Genomic DNA, 16,278 nt, shown 5'->3' with positions numbered 1-16,278 from the left:
TGTATCTCTAAATACATAGCCGATGTCCCCTCCGCCGGAGGGGTGGCCGAAGTGCAGCGGAGGTCGGGGTGGGTTTCGATATGTACGCTAAACACGTACGCATTAGAGGAACGCTACAGAATGCATCAGAGAAACGCTATAGAATAAATTAGACCTGCTCAGAATGCTCTTGCCTAGAACGCTGCTTTACTATCGCAGCTTCTTTAGAATCTCTATCGCCGCTTCACTTTCTCCTTTAACCTGCTCGCTTTCGGTCCAGCTCAGCTGATTGTGTCTTAGTGCTGTTTCAATCTGCTCGAATAAATCGGTGGGCAGTTCGACAGTCTCTATATTGCTCTTCATGACGATATCGGCCACAGAAACAATGCCTAATAGCTGCTCTTGTTCGATTACGACTGCCCGGCGCTCGTTCGCCTGTAGAAAACAGTTTGCTAGCGCTGGTAGACTCAGCATTGAACTCACCGTTAGGCAGGGATGCTTCATAACCTCACAAACCATCACTTTTGTTGGATCTATTGACTTAGCAGTGACACGATAGACAATGTCTTTGACAGTCAATATGCCGTATGCACCGCCTTCGACTACTCTTTCAACAATCAGCGATCGCACCTGCTTTGCCTGCATAAAGGCGATTGCCTGAGCTAGCTTAGCAGAACTACGAATGGTCCAGACATCACGAGTCATTACATCAGCAACTGTCAACATCACAAATCCTCTAATGATTGAATAGAAACGTATTGCGGATTGTCGCAAGGAGTTATGAGGAAATCGTGAAGACGCTATGCAGTCGCTGAGCGCATGAAGGGAACAATATGGCAATCTGGCCTGTTCATCCTTCGCTCTGCTGAACGACTTCAGCAAGAGCATCAAGGATCTAAAGCCGTCTTATAGAAAGATATGCGCCGCTCCTCAACTGCCTACACTGCCCTCAGCCGAAGCCTGCCGATTCTAAGAGGATGGGCAATTGTTTGGATTGTGGCTTACCATCTGCTAGGTAATACCAAAGGGTATCTCGCTCTAGGTGAAACGCTATCGAGGTTGTTGGAAGGTGGTATAAAACAGACCATCGATGCAGCGTTAGAATTGTTGATCTCGACGGGCGATGCGGATGTCAGTGTTTTTATTGTGATTAGTGGATTTGGCCTGACTTCCTCTTGGTGGAAGCGATATGAAAGTCAGGGTATTGATCACATTAACCTAAGAGACTTTTGGGGTCAGCGAGTTCTTCGGATATTTCCGCTGTTTTGGAGCGCGATCGCACTAGCCACGCTGCTGTATTTAATTAATCCGGCCTGGGCCTTTTTTGGTCAAGAGGTTTGGAGCCAGGGAAACTTCTCAGCGCTAAGGGCGCTACTGGCTACGTTTTCAACCATACGCAACTTCATTCCTGACTACTATTACTTTCTCAACGGCGCTTGGTGGTATGTCGGATTGTCCCTACAGCTCTACCTAATCTTTCCTTTCTTGATCCAGATAGGAAAAAAGCGGGGCTGGTCAAAATTGCTCGCTTATTCGCTGCTTTTCTCTTTAACCTATCGAGCTATCTGTGCGATCGCGCTATCTGGATCCATTGGTCTGGTGATCTCTTTCGCCTTTTTTCCCGCTAGACTCTTTGATTTCGCTTTTGGCATCTATCTAGCTGCCGCTTTTCTCCAACCCTCAGCTACTTTTGGTAATAGAAGCACTGCTCATCTCAAATCATTAGGCGAATCATCAAGCGAACCAGTAGGCAAAGCATTAGACGAATCATCGGGCAGCGCTGTCCGCCGCTGGTTAGAAAATCTGTTGTTTAACCCCCAATATCTCGCTGTTAACTTGGGCTGCTTTTTGACTGGTTTGATATTCAAATGGTTAGACCACCCGGCTTTTACCATCTTTTCAGAAGTCTTTATTACGATAGGTTTATTTTGTGGACTGGTCTGTTTGTCTCAGTACAAGTTTCTACGGTTTGGCGCTTTGTCTCAAACCCTAGGCAGATACTCCTATGGTATCTACCTCATTCATATGAATATCTATCTCATCTTATGGCCGATTGCTACACCGTTAATACCTTCCTATTGGCCGCGCTTTCTGATAATCACCATAGCCTGTTGTCTGGTCGGTGCTGGATTCGAACTGAGCTACTTTTGGCTACACAAGCAGTCGTTTATGCGTCATAAAACTTTATGATCTGGGTATCCTGAATCTGGTTTCAAGCATTCGCTATGGCTCTACCTACTTCTCTCGCATCTTCTACAACTTCTGGTCAAGAGATCTATCAGCGGCTCTCTGACAACATTCAGCAGGTAGTGAGAGGGCAAGCAAGCGCTGTTCGTAAGCTGCTGGCAGCATTTGCCTGCGGTGGGCACGTTCTGTTAGAAGATCATCCGGGTACTGGCAAAACAACATTAGCCAAAGCACTGGCGTTCTCAGTAGATGTTTCGTTTAAACGGATTCAGTTCACACCAGACCTGCTGCCTTCTGACATTCTCGGCGTCTCCATTCTCGATCCTGAAAAGCGAAGTTTTCGCTTCCACGAAGGGCCTATTTTTGCCAATATCGTTCTGGCTGATGAAATCAATCGGGCCTCGCCCCGCACTCAATCAGCGCTGTTAGAGGCTATGGCCGAGTCACAAGTCAGCATTGATGGCGTGCTTAACCAGCTACGCGATCCATTTTTTGTCGTAGCGACCCAAAACCCAATCGAAGCGCGAGGCACGTATCCTTTACCTGAAGCGCAGATGGATCGATTTGCCCTACAGTTTCGGCTTGGCTACATCTCTCCAGATAACGAGGTAGAACTGCTGGCCGATCAGATGGTCGCACATCCAATCGAGAAAGTTCGCCCCTGCGTTGCGATAGAAGACATTTTGATCTTGAAGCAGCAGGTTAAACAGATTCGGGTCAGCCCCGAGCTGAAACGCTATGTGGTTGATATTGTCGGTGCGACTCGTGTCGCTGAGGATGTGCAGCTAGGGGCAAGCCCAAGAGGATCAATTGCGCTGATGAAAATTGCTCAGGCGATCGCGCTGTTTGATGGCTATGGCTTTGTTACACCCGATCATATTCAAGAGGTGGCAGTGTCGGTGTTGGCGCATCGGCTAGTGATGGAGCCTCAAGCCCGCTTTTCTAGCAAAACGGCTGAGAGCGTCGTTTCAGATGTTCTCAAGACCCTGCCAGTCCCGGCTTGATCGATTAGCTGAAATATTACGAGCTAATTTCTGTCACTGGGATACTATCTGGCCCCTACTATGAATCGTGCTATCTATTATCTACTGCGGTTTAACCATTGGCTGAGGCGATGGCTGACCCAACACCTAACGCCGACTGGGCTAGGTCTGCTAGTTGCCCTGTTTGTGTTTGGTCTGATCGGTTTAGACATTAGGCGAAGCGTGTCTTATCAGATCTTTGCCTTTTTGATAGCGCTAATGATAGTGGCGATCGCACTGAGCCAATTCACTCGCTACCGAATAGGTGCAGTGCGCCATCTGCCCAGATTTGGCACTGTAGATGTTCCATTCAAGTATCGAATTGCTCTACACAGCTATACCAAAAAACGGCTAGCTGGTCTTAGCCTAACCGAATCGTTCGCTAATCTATTCCCTTCTTTTCAAGACTTTCGTGAGCTTACTTGGCACCAAACAACAACCCAATGGAAGCGTGAATGGTATGGCCTATTAGCTCAGCAGCGCCGAGCCCTTGCATTACCTACCGTGATCGCCCCGCTTGCTGCTAACGGCACTCATGAAGTCACTGCCGAGCTGCTACCGCTCCGTCGAGGGCTGCTGACCTTCAACAAACTTACCGTAGCCTGCCCTGAGCCACTTGGCATAGTGAACCGCTGTATGACTTTGGTGCTGCCTCAAACTGTTCTAATTTTGCCCAAGCGCTATCAGCTGCCTAGTCTTAATCTGCCGGGTACCAGATGCTACCAGTCCGATGGGCTAGCGGTAGCGGCTTCTGTAGGCGATTCAGAAGAGTTTCGAGCATTGCGAGACTATCGGCCAGGCGATTCGCCGCGCAAGATTCATTGGAAGAGCTGGGCGAAAATGGGCAAGCCCATCGTCAAAGAAGAACAGTCTGAATATTCAGTGCGGCACGCGCTAGTGCTCGATACTTTTCAAACAGAGGGGTATAGCGAGGTAATGGAAGAAGCGGTGGCGATCGCGGCCTCTCTTGCCTACACTATTCAAACTCAAGAATCTCTGTTGGATCTGGTTTTTGTCAGCGATCAGGCCCATTGTTTTACTGCCGGGCGGGGATTAGGCCAAAGCGAACGGCTGTTAGAGCTGTTGGCTTCAGTCGCGCCCTGCCAAGATCAAATCTTCTCGTCTTTGCTGCCGGTGGTGCGATCGCGTTTAGCTTTACTCAGTGGCTGCGTCTGCATTTGTCTGAATTGGGACCGCGATCGCCAAGATCTTGTCAAGCAGCTACAGACAGCCAATATTCCTACATTAGTCCTGATTGTTGCCCCTGCTGAAGGGCTATCAGAACCTGTAGACAGAAGCTGTCTCCAAAATGCTCAGAGCAGTTTGCATATTTTACACCTAGGCAAGATTCAAGAGGAGCTGTGGACAATATGAAGGTAAGTGCTCAGAAGCGAGTCTCAAAACTAGATGTCTCCAAGCAAATCTCGGGGCAGATCTCAGGGCAGAGCTTGGGGCAGAATGCTTTAGGTTCAGGCATAGAAGATGCCAGCTTGTGTAGCCTTGCCGTTGCCCTATGGGGCTGGCAAACAGGTCTTTTGTTTGTCGCGGTTCCTATTATTGCTATTTTAGAAGCGCGTCGTTTTGTCCAGCAGCGCTGGGAAATCTCGCTGAGCGATCTAAAAGAAGCGGCCAAGCTTAGCGGCGCTATCTTAGCCATACTGTTTGTTGTTTTAGTCACTGTTGAAAAATCTGTTTTTATCTACAGTTTGTTTCAGTGGCTACCTGTCGCGGCGCTACCTTTGCTTTTGGCGCAGACCTATGGACTAGGCGTGCAGGCGCTGTTGGCTGACTGGTTTGCCAATCCGTATCTGCCGCGCCAAGACCGATCGCGTCAGGCCGGGTCGCGGCGAGATCCTCGCTCAAAGCAAAGCCCCATCACCCTGCACCATGTCTTCTTTGGACTTTGCCTGATGGCGGCGAGTGCTACGAAGAGCGATCATTTCTTCTTTTATGGCGCGGCGAGTGCTCTGATAGCGGTTTTTTTGTGGTCGCGTCGGCCAAAGCGATCGACGCCCATACTGTGGCTGCTGCTATTTCTTCTCTCTACCGGACTGGGCTTTGCCGGGCATCTGCAAATCGCTCGATTTCAGCGGCAGATAGAGGCGCAGGTGCTCGCCATGATTGGAACGATGTCTAGCGGTATTGTCGATCCAGACAGCAGCGCAACTCAGATGGGATCAGTCGGTCGACTAAAGCTATCTAATGCGATCGCGTTTCGCGTAGCGCCGACAGAAGCGCTTAGCCGACCTGCATCCGATTCATCTAGTTCTGACTCATCTGCGGCTCGCGCTTCTGTGGTGAATGCAGCCGATCCTTCGATGTTCCCTTTGCTCTTGCAGCAGGCTTCCTATAATCAGTACCAGCTTTCTACCTGGCGAGCCGAAAACTCTTTGTTTGAGGACGTACCTCCCGGAGAAGAAGACGGAGAATGGGTGCTAAGCGCCTCAGGAGAACAGGATCGTTCGATTGTCTTTTCTGCCGATCTTGAATGGGGTGATGGCGTACTGTCTCTACCGCGTGGAACTTCTGCTATTCGGCATCTGCCAGTTGAAGAAATGCAGCATAATCAATACGGCGTGGTGCAAGTCGACGCTACTGGCACCGTCGACTATGAGATTCAGTTTGGGCCGAGTGAAGGAATCAACCTTTCAGAAACGAGACCTAATAGAACAGATCTACAAGTGCCTAATGCCGATCGCGCTGCGATTGAAACGACGTTAGCGAAATTAGATATAGCAGGCAAGTCAGAGCGAGAAAAGGCCAGCCGAATTGCCGCCTATTTCCAGGATTTTCAATACACGCTAGACCTGCTGCGGCCTAGCCCTGATACAGCGCCTGTCTCAGATTTCCTTCTGAACACGCAGGCAGGCCACTGTGAATATTTTGCCTCTGCCACAGCGCTGCTATTACGCGGTGCTGGCATTCCGGCTCGCTATGCGGTGGGCTTTTTGGCGCATGAGTTCAGCCCACTAGAGGGCCGCTATCTGGTGCGTAGCCGCGACGCTCACGCCTGGGCACTGGCGTATATAGAGGGCGAGTGGCAAGTGCTAGATACTACGCCGCCCGACTGGCCAGCCCAAGAAGAGGCGATGACTTCTTCATTTCAATCTGTATCAGATTTCTTTTCTTTCCTGGGGTTTCAGGCGTTCTATCGGATTCGACAGCTAGGAGAGCTGGGTCTAAGGGAAATTCTGATGATTGTCATACCGCTTTTCTGCTATTTGCTCTGGCGGTCGATTCAGGCGTTTCAGGGGCAGCGTCAGCGGGCTATAGACGTAGATGAAGCTGGCTTACGACCCGTTCAAAGCGGACTAGATTCTGAGTTCTATCAAATTGAGCAGATGCTAGATGAGCGCGGCTGGTCTCGCCGACCCGTAGAATCACTTTTGCAATGGCGCGATCGCATCTACTTATCCCTACCCGCATCTCAACAAGCCACTTTCACCGAGATCTTGGGCTTGCACTACCGCTATCGCTTTGATCCTTGCAGTTTGGACCCTACAGAAAGACAGCGACTAAAGAATTTGAGCCAGCAGTGGATGACCTTCTACTTGGCAAACGAACAGATCCAGGCCGGGGCAGATTGAAGTTTAAAGGTTCGATTTAAAGTCGCGATCGCAATATATTCATCAACAATGTTTGTTGCATAGCGGCAAAGGGCAAACTAAATTACCCATACTCTGTTGCTGGCGGCAGTCTTTTGAACAGAGGTTAAATCGAAATTCACATTACCTTCATCTGCTGCCCAGTTTGCTTGCAAAAGCACCCTCTTTCCTATCCGTGGTTTCACTCGTGAAGTCAGGCAATTCAAGGAAAAGTATCCATAGTCTTACAAGGAACGCATGTAATTTTCTTGTTGGAACTTGGGCAAGCTAGGGTCGAAATTCGGATATAAATCTAGGCGTGGTCGTGAATAGACTCAAGTCATTATTTTCCAAAAAATCGTCAGGGGTCGGTATCGAACTTACGCCTGAGCGCATCAATGTGGTGCGACTCAAAAAGCAGGGGCAAAAGTTGAAGCTACAGACCCTAGCAACGGCTGAAGTTCCTGAAGGCGTTTTTGAAGAAGGTCAGATTGTCGATAGTCCGACGATGGCCGAAATCATTCAAGAAACGCTGGCCGAACACAAGATTAAAGTTACTCAGGCGGCAACTGCGATACCAGGCCGTGCGGTTACTCGCGTCATCCTAGTTCCGGCTGAGCTCGATGATAATGAACTGCGCGAAATGGTGCTTAATCAGGAAGCTAGTTTGTACTTGCCTTTTCCTAGAGATGAGGCTGACGTAGATTACCAAAAAGTAGGCTATGTCGTCGATGATGATGGCATTGAGAAAGTGAGAGTTTTGCTAGTAGCTGTCAAAAGAGAGATTACTGACAGCTACACTGAAACCTTTGCTCAAGCAGGTCTGACTCTAAACGTGCTCGAAACCAGTAGCTTCGCGCTGATCCGCACTATCCGAGAGCAGTTACGACAGTTTACTTCCCAAGAAGCGGTAGCTGTCGTAGACATTCAGTTTGAGAGTACCGAGATTTCTATTGTGGTAGATGGCACTCCTCACTTCTCACGTGCTGTGCCGCTAGGCACCTCCCAAATTCAAAGCGCGCTTAGCCGGGCGATGAACTTGCCACCTTCACGCAATGCCGATCTGCTACAGGGTTTGTCGGTTCCATCAACGCCTATCACTGGCGGATCGAAGAGCGGCATGAATCCAGGTACAGCTGCTATTTTGCGCGTTGTGGGTGAATTGGCCGATGAACTACGGCGCTCAATCGACTTTTATCTAAATCAAGGAGAAGACATGGAGGTAGCGCAACTACTGCTAGCTGGCCCCGGTGGGGCGATTAGCGACCTAGACGAATTTTTCTCGCAGCGTTTGGGGTTGCCTGCTAGCGTGATCGACCCGGTAGATTCTTTGGCGATTGAGACTGAGGAGGAAATTTCGCCCGCCCAACGCTCAGGGCTAGCCACAGCGTTCGGACTCGGACTTAGGGAGGTTTGAAGCTATGTACGGAATCGATATTAATTTTCTCAATGACCGCGTTGACAGGCCGGTCGATGCCATTGTTCCGGCTGGGCAGGTGGCAACCAAATCTTCTGCTAGAAAGGTGCCTATGCTGATTGGCCTAGCCGTGGCGCTCTGTGCGCTAGGTGGTGTGGGTAGCTACTGGATGGTGCTAGAAAAACAAAAAGACGGGCTTGTGGCCCAGTCTTCTGCGCTCGACTCGCAGCTAGCAGAGCTCCAGCAGAAGATTGCTCAAATAGACACGGTTAGACAGCAGACAATAGCTGTTAACGAAGAGATTCAAGCATTGGCCAGTGTGTTTGAACGTATTCGCCCTTGGTCTGCGATTGTGCGCGATATGCAAGGTCGAATTCCGGCCCGAGCTCAAATTGAAACTTTAGTACAGACCATACCTACTGAGGAGGGCTCAGTAGCGGGCGGCATTGAACTAGGTGGAAACGCCTGCTCTTTCAACGATGTCAATGACTTTTTACTAACGCTACAAAATTCACCTTTTTTGGTTAGTGATTCTATTGAAATTGCGACGGCTAATCTTGGGTCTGAAGTGCCAGGCCGCTGTCCAGGAGAAGCCGAAACAGAAGAATCGGCTGAACTGGTGAGTTACACCATCACTGGAGATATTAAGAGTATTCCGGCAACGGCGCTGCTCGACGAGTTAAACCGACAGCAGGAGTCTACTGGGCTCGCTGCTCGCATTCGTGCCCTTCAAGCAACAGGAGCAATAGAGTAATGGCTGCCTTAGGAGATTTTTCGCCCGATGATGCCGAATTTATTGACGAACCGATTAATCCGGTTATTTTCGGCCTAGAAATTACACCGACTATGATCGGCGTTTTGATCGCCTTAGTGGGTATAGGCGGTGCTGGCTATCTATACAAAGAGAAAGTAATGCCTGTTGCGGCTGGTAACGCGGCGCTGCGAACAGAGATTGTGACAAAAGAAGAACAGCTGATCTCGCAAGCTCAGGAGTTGGAAAACATTGCCAGGATTGAAGCAGAGCTAGCTGCGGCAATGCAGAGACGGCGAAATGTCTATGCTCTTTTTGCTAGCGAAGAGACGATGGATACGCTGCTGCTAGATATTAACCAGCGAATTGAGAGCAGTAACGCTGCGCTCAACGGTATTCGTAACCAGGTTAGGTCAAGAGGTATCCCACCTATTCTTCTAGAAGCGCAGCTGCAGTCTTTCGCCCCCGGAGAAAAAGCAATCATCACTGATAGTTCGTTAGGCGAAGGGGTCAACGGCAAGCTCACGCGCGAAACCTATGAGGTCAGTTTTTCGGCTGACTACGCCCAGACCCAATCAATTCTAAGGAATCTAGAACGGTTGGAGCCGCTGCTGATGATTCAAGATTTCAGCATCAACAGCAGCCAGGAAGTTGGGGAAACCGTGATCGGCAGCGATGGTCAGGTAGTCATTCGACCCAAATCCCAACTAGATACGTCTTTTCAAATTGATGCATTGATTCCGACTGCCGATGCCGATGTCCCACCAGAGATAACGCTGCCTGAAGCTGAGGCTGAAGGTGCTGAAGCTGAGGCTGCTAGTCCGTGAAGCTAGTTCATCAGACTAGTTTTCAGGGCTCAGCTCTGTGAATCGCAATCCCTAGTCCATACATCTCAAGAATTTTCGTCTTAACTCTGCCTGTATAACCGCTAGATTCGATCGAAGGAGTACTTTTTGTGAAACGTCGTTTTAATTTTAGAAGCCTGATGCTAGGAGGCGCTTTAGCTCTGCTGGCTGGCCCTTTGGCTGTTGCTCAATCTGCTATTGGCGCGACGATCGTGGAAGGCATTGTGCTGAAGCGAACTGCCGCTGGGCTATCGCTGAAGCTGGAGACTACGGGAGATTCGCCCCAAGTTGTCACCGCCAGTTCGGGTAAAATGCTGCAAGCGGATATCGCTCATGCGCGATTGGAATTATCAGAAGGAGAAAGCTTTACTCAAAAGAATCCAGCGCCTGGAATTGAATCTGTCAAGCTAGAGGCGATCGCACCTAACCGGGTCAGAGTTACAGTAGCTGGCAAGGCAAAAGCACCAATCAGCGAGATTCAAAAGTCAGCAGACGATAGTTTTACCCTGGCCTTGGATACGCGATCGCAAGCCAAAGCTGACCCCTCTGACCTACCCGAGTCTTTGATCACCATTCCTGGCAAGGCTGATGCTGCCAAAGTCAATACTGAGAAAGCCGATCTGACTGAAGTGGCTCCTTCTACAGCCGCAGCACCTAGCGCTGTCGAACTAGCTCAGGCGGCGCAAAGCGAAGAAACGCCTGAAGTGCTAGTGCCTAATCCAGATGTCATTATCGATGGTACGCCTGTTACCACACCTACTTTGAATGGCGCACCGCCTTTTCTACCTCGGGCGATCGCGCCCCCAGTTGGCGATTTGTCAGTTTCTGATATTGATTCCACGCTAGACGAAATCGATCTAGGCACAGCAGAGCGAGTGCCCAGACTAGTCCTTAGAGATGCCTCTGCTCGCGAAGTGCTTTCTCTGCTAGCTAGAGCTGCTGGCCTCAACCTAGCTTTTGCTAGCAATGAAGGCGAGGGCGAAGAAGCGTTTGACGCCTTAGTTTCCTTAGATATTGAGAACGAGCCAGTACAAAACGTCTTCAACTATGTGCTCCAGCTCTCCGGGCTAGACGCCAACAAAGTTGGCCGCACTATCTTCGTTGCGCCCCGTTTGCCCAACAGCGCCCGTAACGTTCTAGTACGCAGCATTCGCCTGAATCAGATTGACGTCAGTAGCGCCGTCAACTTCTTAGTTTCAATGGGTGCTGAAAGTGCAGTTAACAGTGAGAGCTCTGTGACTAGCGTGAACGCAGTAGAAGTCGGCGGCGGCACAGACGTGACTGAATCGACAGTCACTCAGTCGGCCTTGACCAACCAGCGAATTGACTTTGCTGATGCTGATCCGCTGCTGCGAGGGCTGCAGATTATCGGTGACGAGCGCACTAACGCTCTGACGCTAATCGGGACGCCGCGTCAGATCGAGATCGCCACCGCTCAGATGGTGCAGCTAGACATTCGTCGTCGTCAGGTCGCGGTCAATCTGCGCGTGATCGACGTCAACTTGAATGACTCTAACTCCTTTGGCTCACAGTTCTCGTTCGGTTTAGGCGATACAGCCGTCGGTCAAGCGGGAGGCGTGGGTCTGATTAACTTTGTCGGCTCAGGCAACCCGCTGGGGATTGCCAGAGAGTTTCTAGCGCAGCTCGAGGCATCTGTACAAAGCAGTAATGCCAAGATTGTGACCGATCCAACGTTAGTGATCCAAGAAGGTCAAACGGCGGCAGTGCAGCTCACTCAAGAGGTGGTCACTAACATCACCACCGATATTGAAACCACAGAAGTCGGCATTATTCGAACTGTGACGTTTGAAAAAGAAGACGCTGGCTTGAACCTGCAAGTTCAGATCGATCGCATTGACGACAATGGCTTTGTGACCCTAGCTGTCGCCCCTTCTATCTCAGCGCCGACCGATAGTTTTAACGTCGGTGGTGATGAAGCGGTGCTATTAGCCAACCGTCAGCTAACCTCTGGCCAGATCAGAATCAGAGACGGTCAAACGCTCGTACTTTCTGGAATTATCCAGGAGTCGGATCGAACCACGGTGACCAAGGTGCCGATTCTAGGAGACATTCCTCTATTAGGAGCACTCTTTAGAAATTCTGATAGAGAGAATATTCGTCGAGAGCTGATTGTCTTGCTAACGCCGCAGATGATGGATGATTCTGACGAGAGCGTATTCGGCTACAGCTATACACCCGGTGAAGATGTGCAGCAGCTCCTAGAAAATAAACCCTAACTAGAATTAGCCTGTGTAATCATCCGCAGGCTACAGTTCTGGGTAAAAAGTCCTGGGCAATCAGCTCTGAAGCAAATAGAGCTAATCAGCCATTCCACCCAAAGCCGACGCTTCTTTTTCATAGGAAGCGTCGGCTTTTTGTCAAGCCATAGCGCCTCTTTTTGTGCTGTAACAGTAATTTTTATTAAAAATCCCCCCTGTGCGAACAAATTCAAGGTTTTCCCTGTTCAGATTGCACAAGTACCCCTTAGAATGAGGCAGTAAAAATCATGAGGTTTCAAGGGTTTCAGCGATTGCTGCCAATTGTCTGTCACCTGCTTATTTCTCAGAAACCTCACACAAACTTCAAGTTTTGCCTGTAGGCACACACCTGTAGGCGAACATTAGTCGGCTAGACCAAATCAACTTAGATCAAATCAACCTAGATCAAATCAACTCGTTCAAACTAACTCAATCATCCTCCGAGGAGATAAGCATGAATAAAGGTGAACTCGTCGATACAGTTGCAGAGAAGTCTTCGGTGACGAAGAAGCAGGCTGATGCTGTGATTTCAGCGGCTGTAGAGTCCATTATGGAAGCTGTGTCAAAAGGTGACAAGGTCACGCTAGTGGGCTTTGGCTCTTTTGAACCACGGGCTCGCAAGGAGCGGGAGGGCCGCAATCCTAAGACTGGTGACACTATGGTGATTCCAGCAACCACAGTGCCTGCGTTCTCGGCTGGTAAGCAATTCAAGGAAATGGTAGCTGGCAAAAAGAAGTAGCCCAAGAAGTAGTCATTGAGCTGCCTTTTGCCTAACTCGTTCATAAAGCTATCGATGTCTAGACCGGTTCACGGTGGAAATCTAACTTGGGCCGCTGAGCTTGCACAGTGTCTTCCTCATGAGCTGCTAGACTTTTCAGCTAGTATCAGTCCGCTTGGACCGCCTCCTTCTGTTCGCGAGGCGATCCGGGCGGCTTTCTCGTCTGTGACAGCGTATCCCGATCCAGCGTATAGGGCGCTGCGAAAGGCGATCGCATACCATCACTATGTACCGATTGACTATATTCTGCCGGGTAACGGCGCAGCAGAGCTCCTGACCTATGCGGCCCGTGACCTAGCATTGCTACAGCGGCCAACGCTGAGGCTAATTCCTGGATTTAGTGACTATGATCGCGCTTTGAAGTCGTTTGATGCTCAGCTATTGGACGTTCCTCTACTAAAGCCAAGCGTAAGCGCGAATACTGTAGATACGAACGCTTCAAGCACGGATAGCTGGCGGTTTAAGAGTTGGGATACTGGCCTTGCTATGCCCAAAGGCGTGCCATCAGATGAGTGCGGCCTGCTGTTGAACAATCCCCACAATCCAACTGGAGCAGTCTTTTCAAAAGAGAGGCTGCGATCGCTCCTCTCAAAATTTGCCCTAGTCGTGATCGACGAAGCATTCATGGACTTTTTGCCCCCTGAGCAAGACCAGAGCCTGATTGATGCTGTTTGCGATTTTCCCAATCTAATTATCATTCGGTCGCTGACAAAGTTTTACAGTATGCCAGGTGTGCGGCTAGGGTATGCGATCGCCCAGCCCCAAACTCTTGGCCGCTGGAGACAGTGGCGCGATCCGTGGTCTGTCAATACCTTTGCCGCCGCCGCCGGTATCGCCGCACTCGAAGACAGCACCTTCCAGCGTCAAACCTGGGACTGGCTGAAGGCAGCTGGCCAGCAGTTCTACGGTGGGTTGACTGCGTTGGCTGGATTGACCCCGCTACCTAGCTGCGTCAACTTTTTCCTAGTTGCCTGCGATGTTTCGGCCACAGTGCTACAAGAGCAACTGCTGAAACGCCATCAGATCTATATTCGTGACTGCATTAGCTTCGCAGAATTAGGCGATCGCTATTTTCGAGTGGCGATCAAGACTGAAGCAGAAAATCAGAAATTATTAGCGGCCCTAGCTGAGGTATTGCCCCAGTTGAGGCAGGCCAGATGAGACAAGGTTGAAGTCTATGGCGGTTGAGTACGACTTAGTAATCTTGGGTGGAACGCTAGCAGGACGCTGTGCCGCCCTCCAAGCTGTTGGCTATGGCGCTAGAGTAGCGCTGATAGAGCCACCAGGTTTGTTTTTGCTCAATCAGCGGCATCGGTATCTGCTGCAGGCGCTTCAGCAGCTGGCGAAAGGGCAGCAGACGCAAGCTGTTAGTGGGTGGTTTGGCGGGGCTACCGTAGGCAAATCGGATTGGAACTGGCAGGCTGTGTTGGAATGGAGTGCGATCGCATCTGAAACCCAAGCCGCCGATCTCTCTGTTGCTGTGATGGGTGCTAAAGGCGTTGATGTAGTTTTAGAGATGCCAGAGCGGCTGTCTAAAACAAGTGTGACCAGAACAAGTGTAGCCAGAACAATTGCGGTGACTACGCCCAGCCGACAGATCAAAGCGCGAGCTATCTTAGCCGCTTTTGGGCTGTCTCCTAATGTGCTCCAGCCTTTGATAATGGCGACGCGATTGCCTGAGACAGTGATGGTTTGGGGCGGCGAGGTACGGTCGCTGCAGTGGGCAGAGGCACTCGCTCAGATGGGGGCAAAGGTCGTTTTGCAGACGGCGGCGGTGCTGCCAGGCTGGGACGAACGAGTGCAAGGATTAGTGCGATCGCAGCTCACAACGGCGGGCGTTAGCTTTTTAGATCCAGCGGACACTCTAGCAGCTAATGTCAGAGCAGACTGTACGCTGCGCTTTGGCACCGAACAACCAGCGCTGGTCTTGCCCAAAGCTGCCTATCGTCACTCAGAGCGATCGCCCTATCTAACAGTTAATCGAAAACTACAGACGCGAATCCCTCGTCTGTTTGCCTGCGGCGCAGCCATCGAGGAAAATAGGGATACGATCCTCACCCACCAGGACATTTCAGTAGCCGTCAAGAATGCGCTGTTTTTACCTACGGGCCGAATTCAGCCTGACCAGCCGATCAAAGCGGGCAACCGATTTGCTATGGCAGGTCTTACTCAAGCTCAGGCCGACAGTCGCTATGGGGCCAGGGCTTGTATGGAAGAAAATATCCAACCAAACAGCACCGACTTATCAAAAGTGCCCTCACCTAGCTACTGTCAGTTGGTCTGTGTCGATCGTCGACTGGTAGGCATTCATCTGGTAGGCGACCATGCTGCTGACTACATCTCCCCGCTAGCCACTTTTCTCGATCAGCCCATCGATCGCCTCTGTCGCAGCATTCCTATGACTGTTTCCTCGACATCCCCTCAAAACCTCCTAGAAGTAGCACAGGCAACGGCTAGGCAACATCAACAATCTCGGTGGCAAGTCGGACGTTGGAAGCGCGACTGGTCAGAAAACTGGTTCAACTGGCGGCGTAGTCGTTAAGCTAATGCCTCTAGCAACCCTTGCAAATCTGCTATATCGTCAAAATCTAGCAGCGCTTCACCCAACTCCTCTAAGGCTGTTAGCGATAAAGACTCGATGTGATCGCGATCTACCTCAGATAGCTCGCCGACTCGGCGGGTAAGTTGGCGCAAAATGAGCGATCGCTCCCCTTCCCGACGCCCTTCCTGACGCCCTTCCTGACGCCCTTCCTGACGCCCTTCCTGACGCCCTTCCTGACGCCCTTTCTCTCGAGCCTCCTGCTCAATCTCTCGGTAGGCTCGCGTTTCCTTTAGTGAAATATCTAGCATCTGCTCAATCTCCTTCTGGCTCATGTCCTCGTAGCGGTACATCATGATTGTAGTCACAATATTGACCAGTGTCTGGCTAGAGAATAACGGAACTGTCGCTGTGTCTCTCGACAGTAGATACCGAGCCTCCTCACCTGCCTGTCCTGGTTCCAACGTTGTCAGGACCAGCAGTGCCAGCGATACTGGCAACTGCCGAATGTCACCTAGCTCATCGAGATATATCCGATACACCTGCTCGCTGCTCAGCAGGCAAAGGTAAGGCTCGATATCGTTCTGTTCGATCTTGCGAGAAGGGTAAATGATGACACTTTGCCAATTGCTGAAGCGCTCTCGGTTTCGGTAAAAGTACAGGAAAGCCTCGGCGAAGACCCTTTCGTAGAAACGCTGGTCTTTTTGAAACTGGACTTCACAGAAGTAGATGATACCGGGCACCCCTGTATTGGGCGGCAGAAAGACACCGTCCATCTCAAAGCGTGGCTCTTTCACTGTGACCGAATTGAAGCTATAGTCGGCAGCGTTATCCGGTGAGGTTGGCAGCAGATCAAAGAGAAGCTGAGGATACTGTTGAAACAGGTGGTAGAAAATAGAGTCTCGACGCATATCGGTT

13 protein-coding genes are annotated in these 16,278 nt (G+C 50.5%); 11 read left to right on the top strand and 2 right to left on the bottom strand.

What is annotated here, in order from left to right; translation table 11 throughout:
- Positions 1-189: 189 nt before the first annotated feature.
- Positions 190-705 carry a CBS domain-containing protein gene (locus tag IQ256_RS19135; RefSeq protein ID WP_193857155.1) on the bottom strand — a complete coding sequence of 172 codons (516 nt, stop codon included), beginning with the start codon at positions 703-705 and terminating at the stop codon, positions 190-192.
- Positions 706-897: 192 nt separating this feature from the next.
- On the opposite strand from IQ256_RS19135, the gene IQ256_RS19130 reads away from it, so the two are divergent.
- The 11 genes from IQ256_RS19130 (at position 898) to IQ256_RS19080 (ending at position 15,363) form a co-directional block, all read left to right on the top strand.
- A complete protein-coding gene (locus tag IQ256_RS19130; RefSeq protein ID WP_193857154.1) occupies positions 898-2,169 on the top strand; it encodes an acyltransferase in 1,272 nt (423 codons plus the stop codon).
- A 35-nt stretch (positions 2,170-2,204) separates the two neighbouring features.
- Positions 2,205-3,170: a MoxR family ATPase gene (locus IQ256_RS19125; RefSeq protein WP_193857153.1), complete on the top strand. Its 966-nt coding sequence runs from the start codon at positions 2,205-2,207 to the stop codon at positions 3,168-3,170.
- A gap of 60 nt (positions 3,171-3,230) precedes the next feature.
- Positions 3,231-4,562, top strand: a complete 1,332-nt coding sequence (locus IQ256_RS19120; RefSeq protein WP_193857152.1) for a DUF58 domain-containing protein — start codon at positions 3,231-3,233, stop codon at positions 4,560-4,562.
- Positions 4,559-6,775 (top strand): transglutaminase domain-containing protein, encoded by a 2,217-nt coding sequence (locus IQ256_RS19115; protein ID WP_193857151.1) that lies wholly within the window; start codon positions 4,559-4,561, stop codon positions 6,773-6,775. The genes IQ256_RS19120 and IQ256_RS19115 overlap by 4 nt, the downstream gene beginning before the upstream one ends.
- A 322-nt stretch (positions 6,776-7,097) precedes the next feature.
- Positions 7,098-8,189, top strand: coding sequence for a type IV pilus assembly protein PilM (gene pilM / locus IQ256_RS19110; RefSeq protein WP_193857150.1), 1,092 nt, complete (start codon positions 7,098-7,100; stop codon positions 8,187-8,189).
- Positions 8,190-8,193: 4 nt separating this feature from the next.
- Positions 8,194-8,943, top strand: a complete 750-nt coding sequence (locus IQ256_RS19105) for a PilN domain-containing protein (RefSeq protein WP_193857149.1) — start codon at positions 8,194-8,196, stop codon at positions 8,941-8,943.
- Positions 8,943-9,767, top strand: coding sequence for a hypothetical protein (locus tag IQ256_RS19100; protein WP_193857148.1), 825 nt, complete (start codon positions 8,943-8,945; stop codon positions 9,765-9,767). Before IQ256_RS19105 ends, IQ256_RS19100 begins: the two co-directional genes overlap by 1 nt.
- Positions 9,768-9,895: 128 nt before the next feature.
- Positions 9,896-12,022 carry an AMIN domain-containing protein gene (locus IQ256_RS19095; RefSeq protein WP_370623493.1) on the top strand — a complete coding sequence of 709 codons (2,127 nt, stop codon included), beginning with the start codon at positions 9,896-9,898 and terminating at the stop codon, positions 12,020-12,022.
- Positions 12,023-12,497: 475 nt separating this feature from the next.
- Positions 12,498-12,782 (top strand): HU family DNA-binding protein, encoded by a 285-nt coding sequence (locus IQ256_RS19090; protein ID WP_193857147.1) that lies wholly within the window; start codon positions 12,498-12,500, stop codon positions 12,780-12,782.
- Positions 12,783-12,836: 54 nt separating this feature from the next.
- The gene (cobD, locus tag IQ256_RS19085) at positions 12,837-13,982 is read left to right on the top strand and encodes a threonine-phosphate decarboxylase CobD (protein ID WP_193857146.1); all 1,146 of its coding nucleotides are present in this window, start codon (positions 12,837-12,839) and stop codon (positions 13,980-13,982) included.
- 16 nt (positions 13,983-13,998) lie between these two features.
- The gene (locus IQ256_RS19080) at positions 13,999-15,363 is read left to right on the top strand and encodes an FAD-dependent oxidoreductase (RefSeq protein ID WP_193857145.1); all 1,365 of its coding nucleotides are present in this window, start codon (positions 13,999-14,001) and stop codon (positions 15,361-15,363) included.
- Here IQ256_RS19080 and IQ256_RS19075 read toward each other — a convergent pair.
- Complete coding sequence (locus IQ256_RS19075) at positions 15,360-16,271, bottom strand: Rpn family recombination-promoting nuclease/putative transposase (protein ID WP_193857144.1); 912 nt, start codon at positions 16,269-16,271, stop codon at positions 15,360-15,362. The genes IQ256_RS19080 and IQ256_RS19075 overlap by 4 nt on opposite strands.
- Positions 16,272-16,278: the final 7 nt, after the last annotated feature.

Source organism: cf. Phormidesmis sp. LEGE 11477 (assembly GCF_015207105.1).
In the GTDB taxonomy this organism is placed as follows: Bacteria; Cyanobacteriota; Cyanobacteriia; order Phormidesmidales; family Phormidesmidaceae; genus Phormidesmis.
This window is presented reverse-complemented; position numbering and strand designations above follow the sequence as displayed.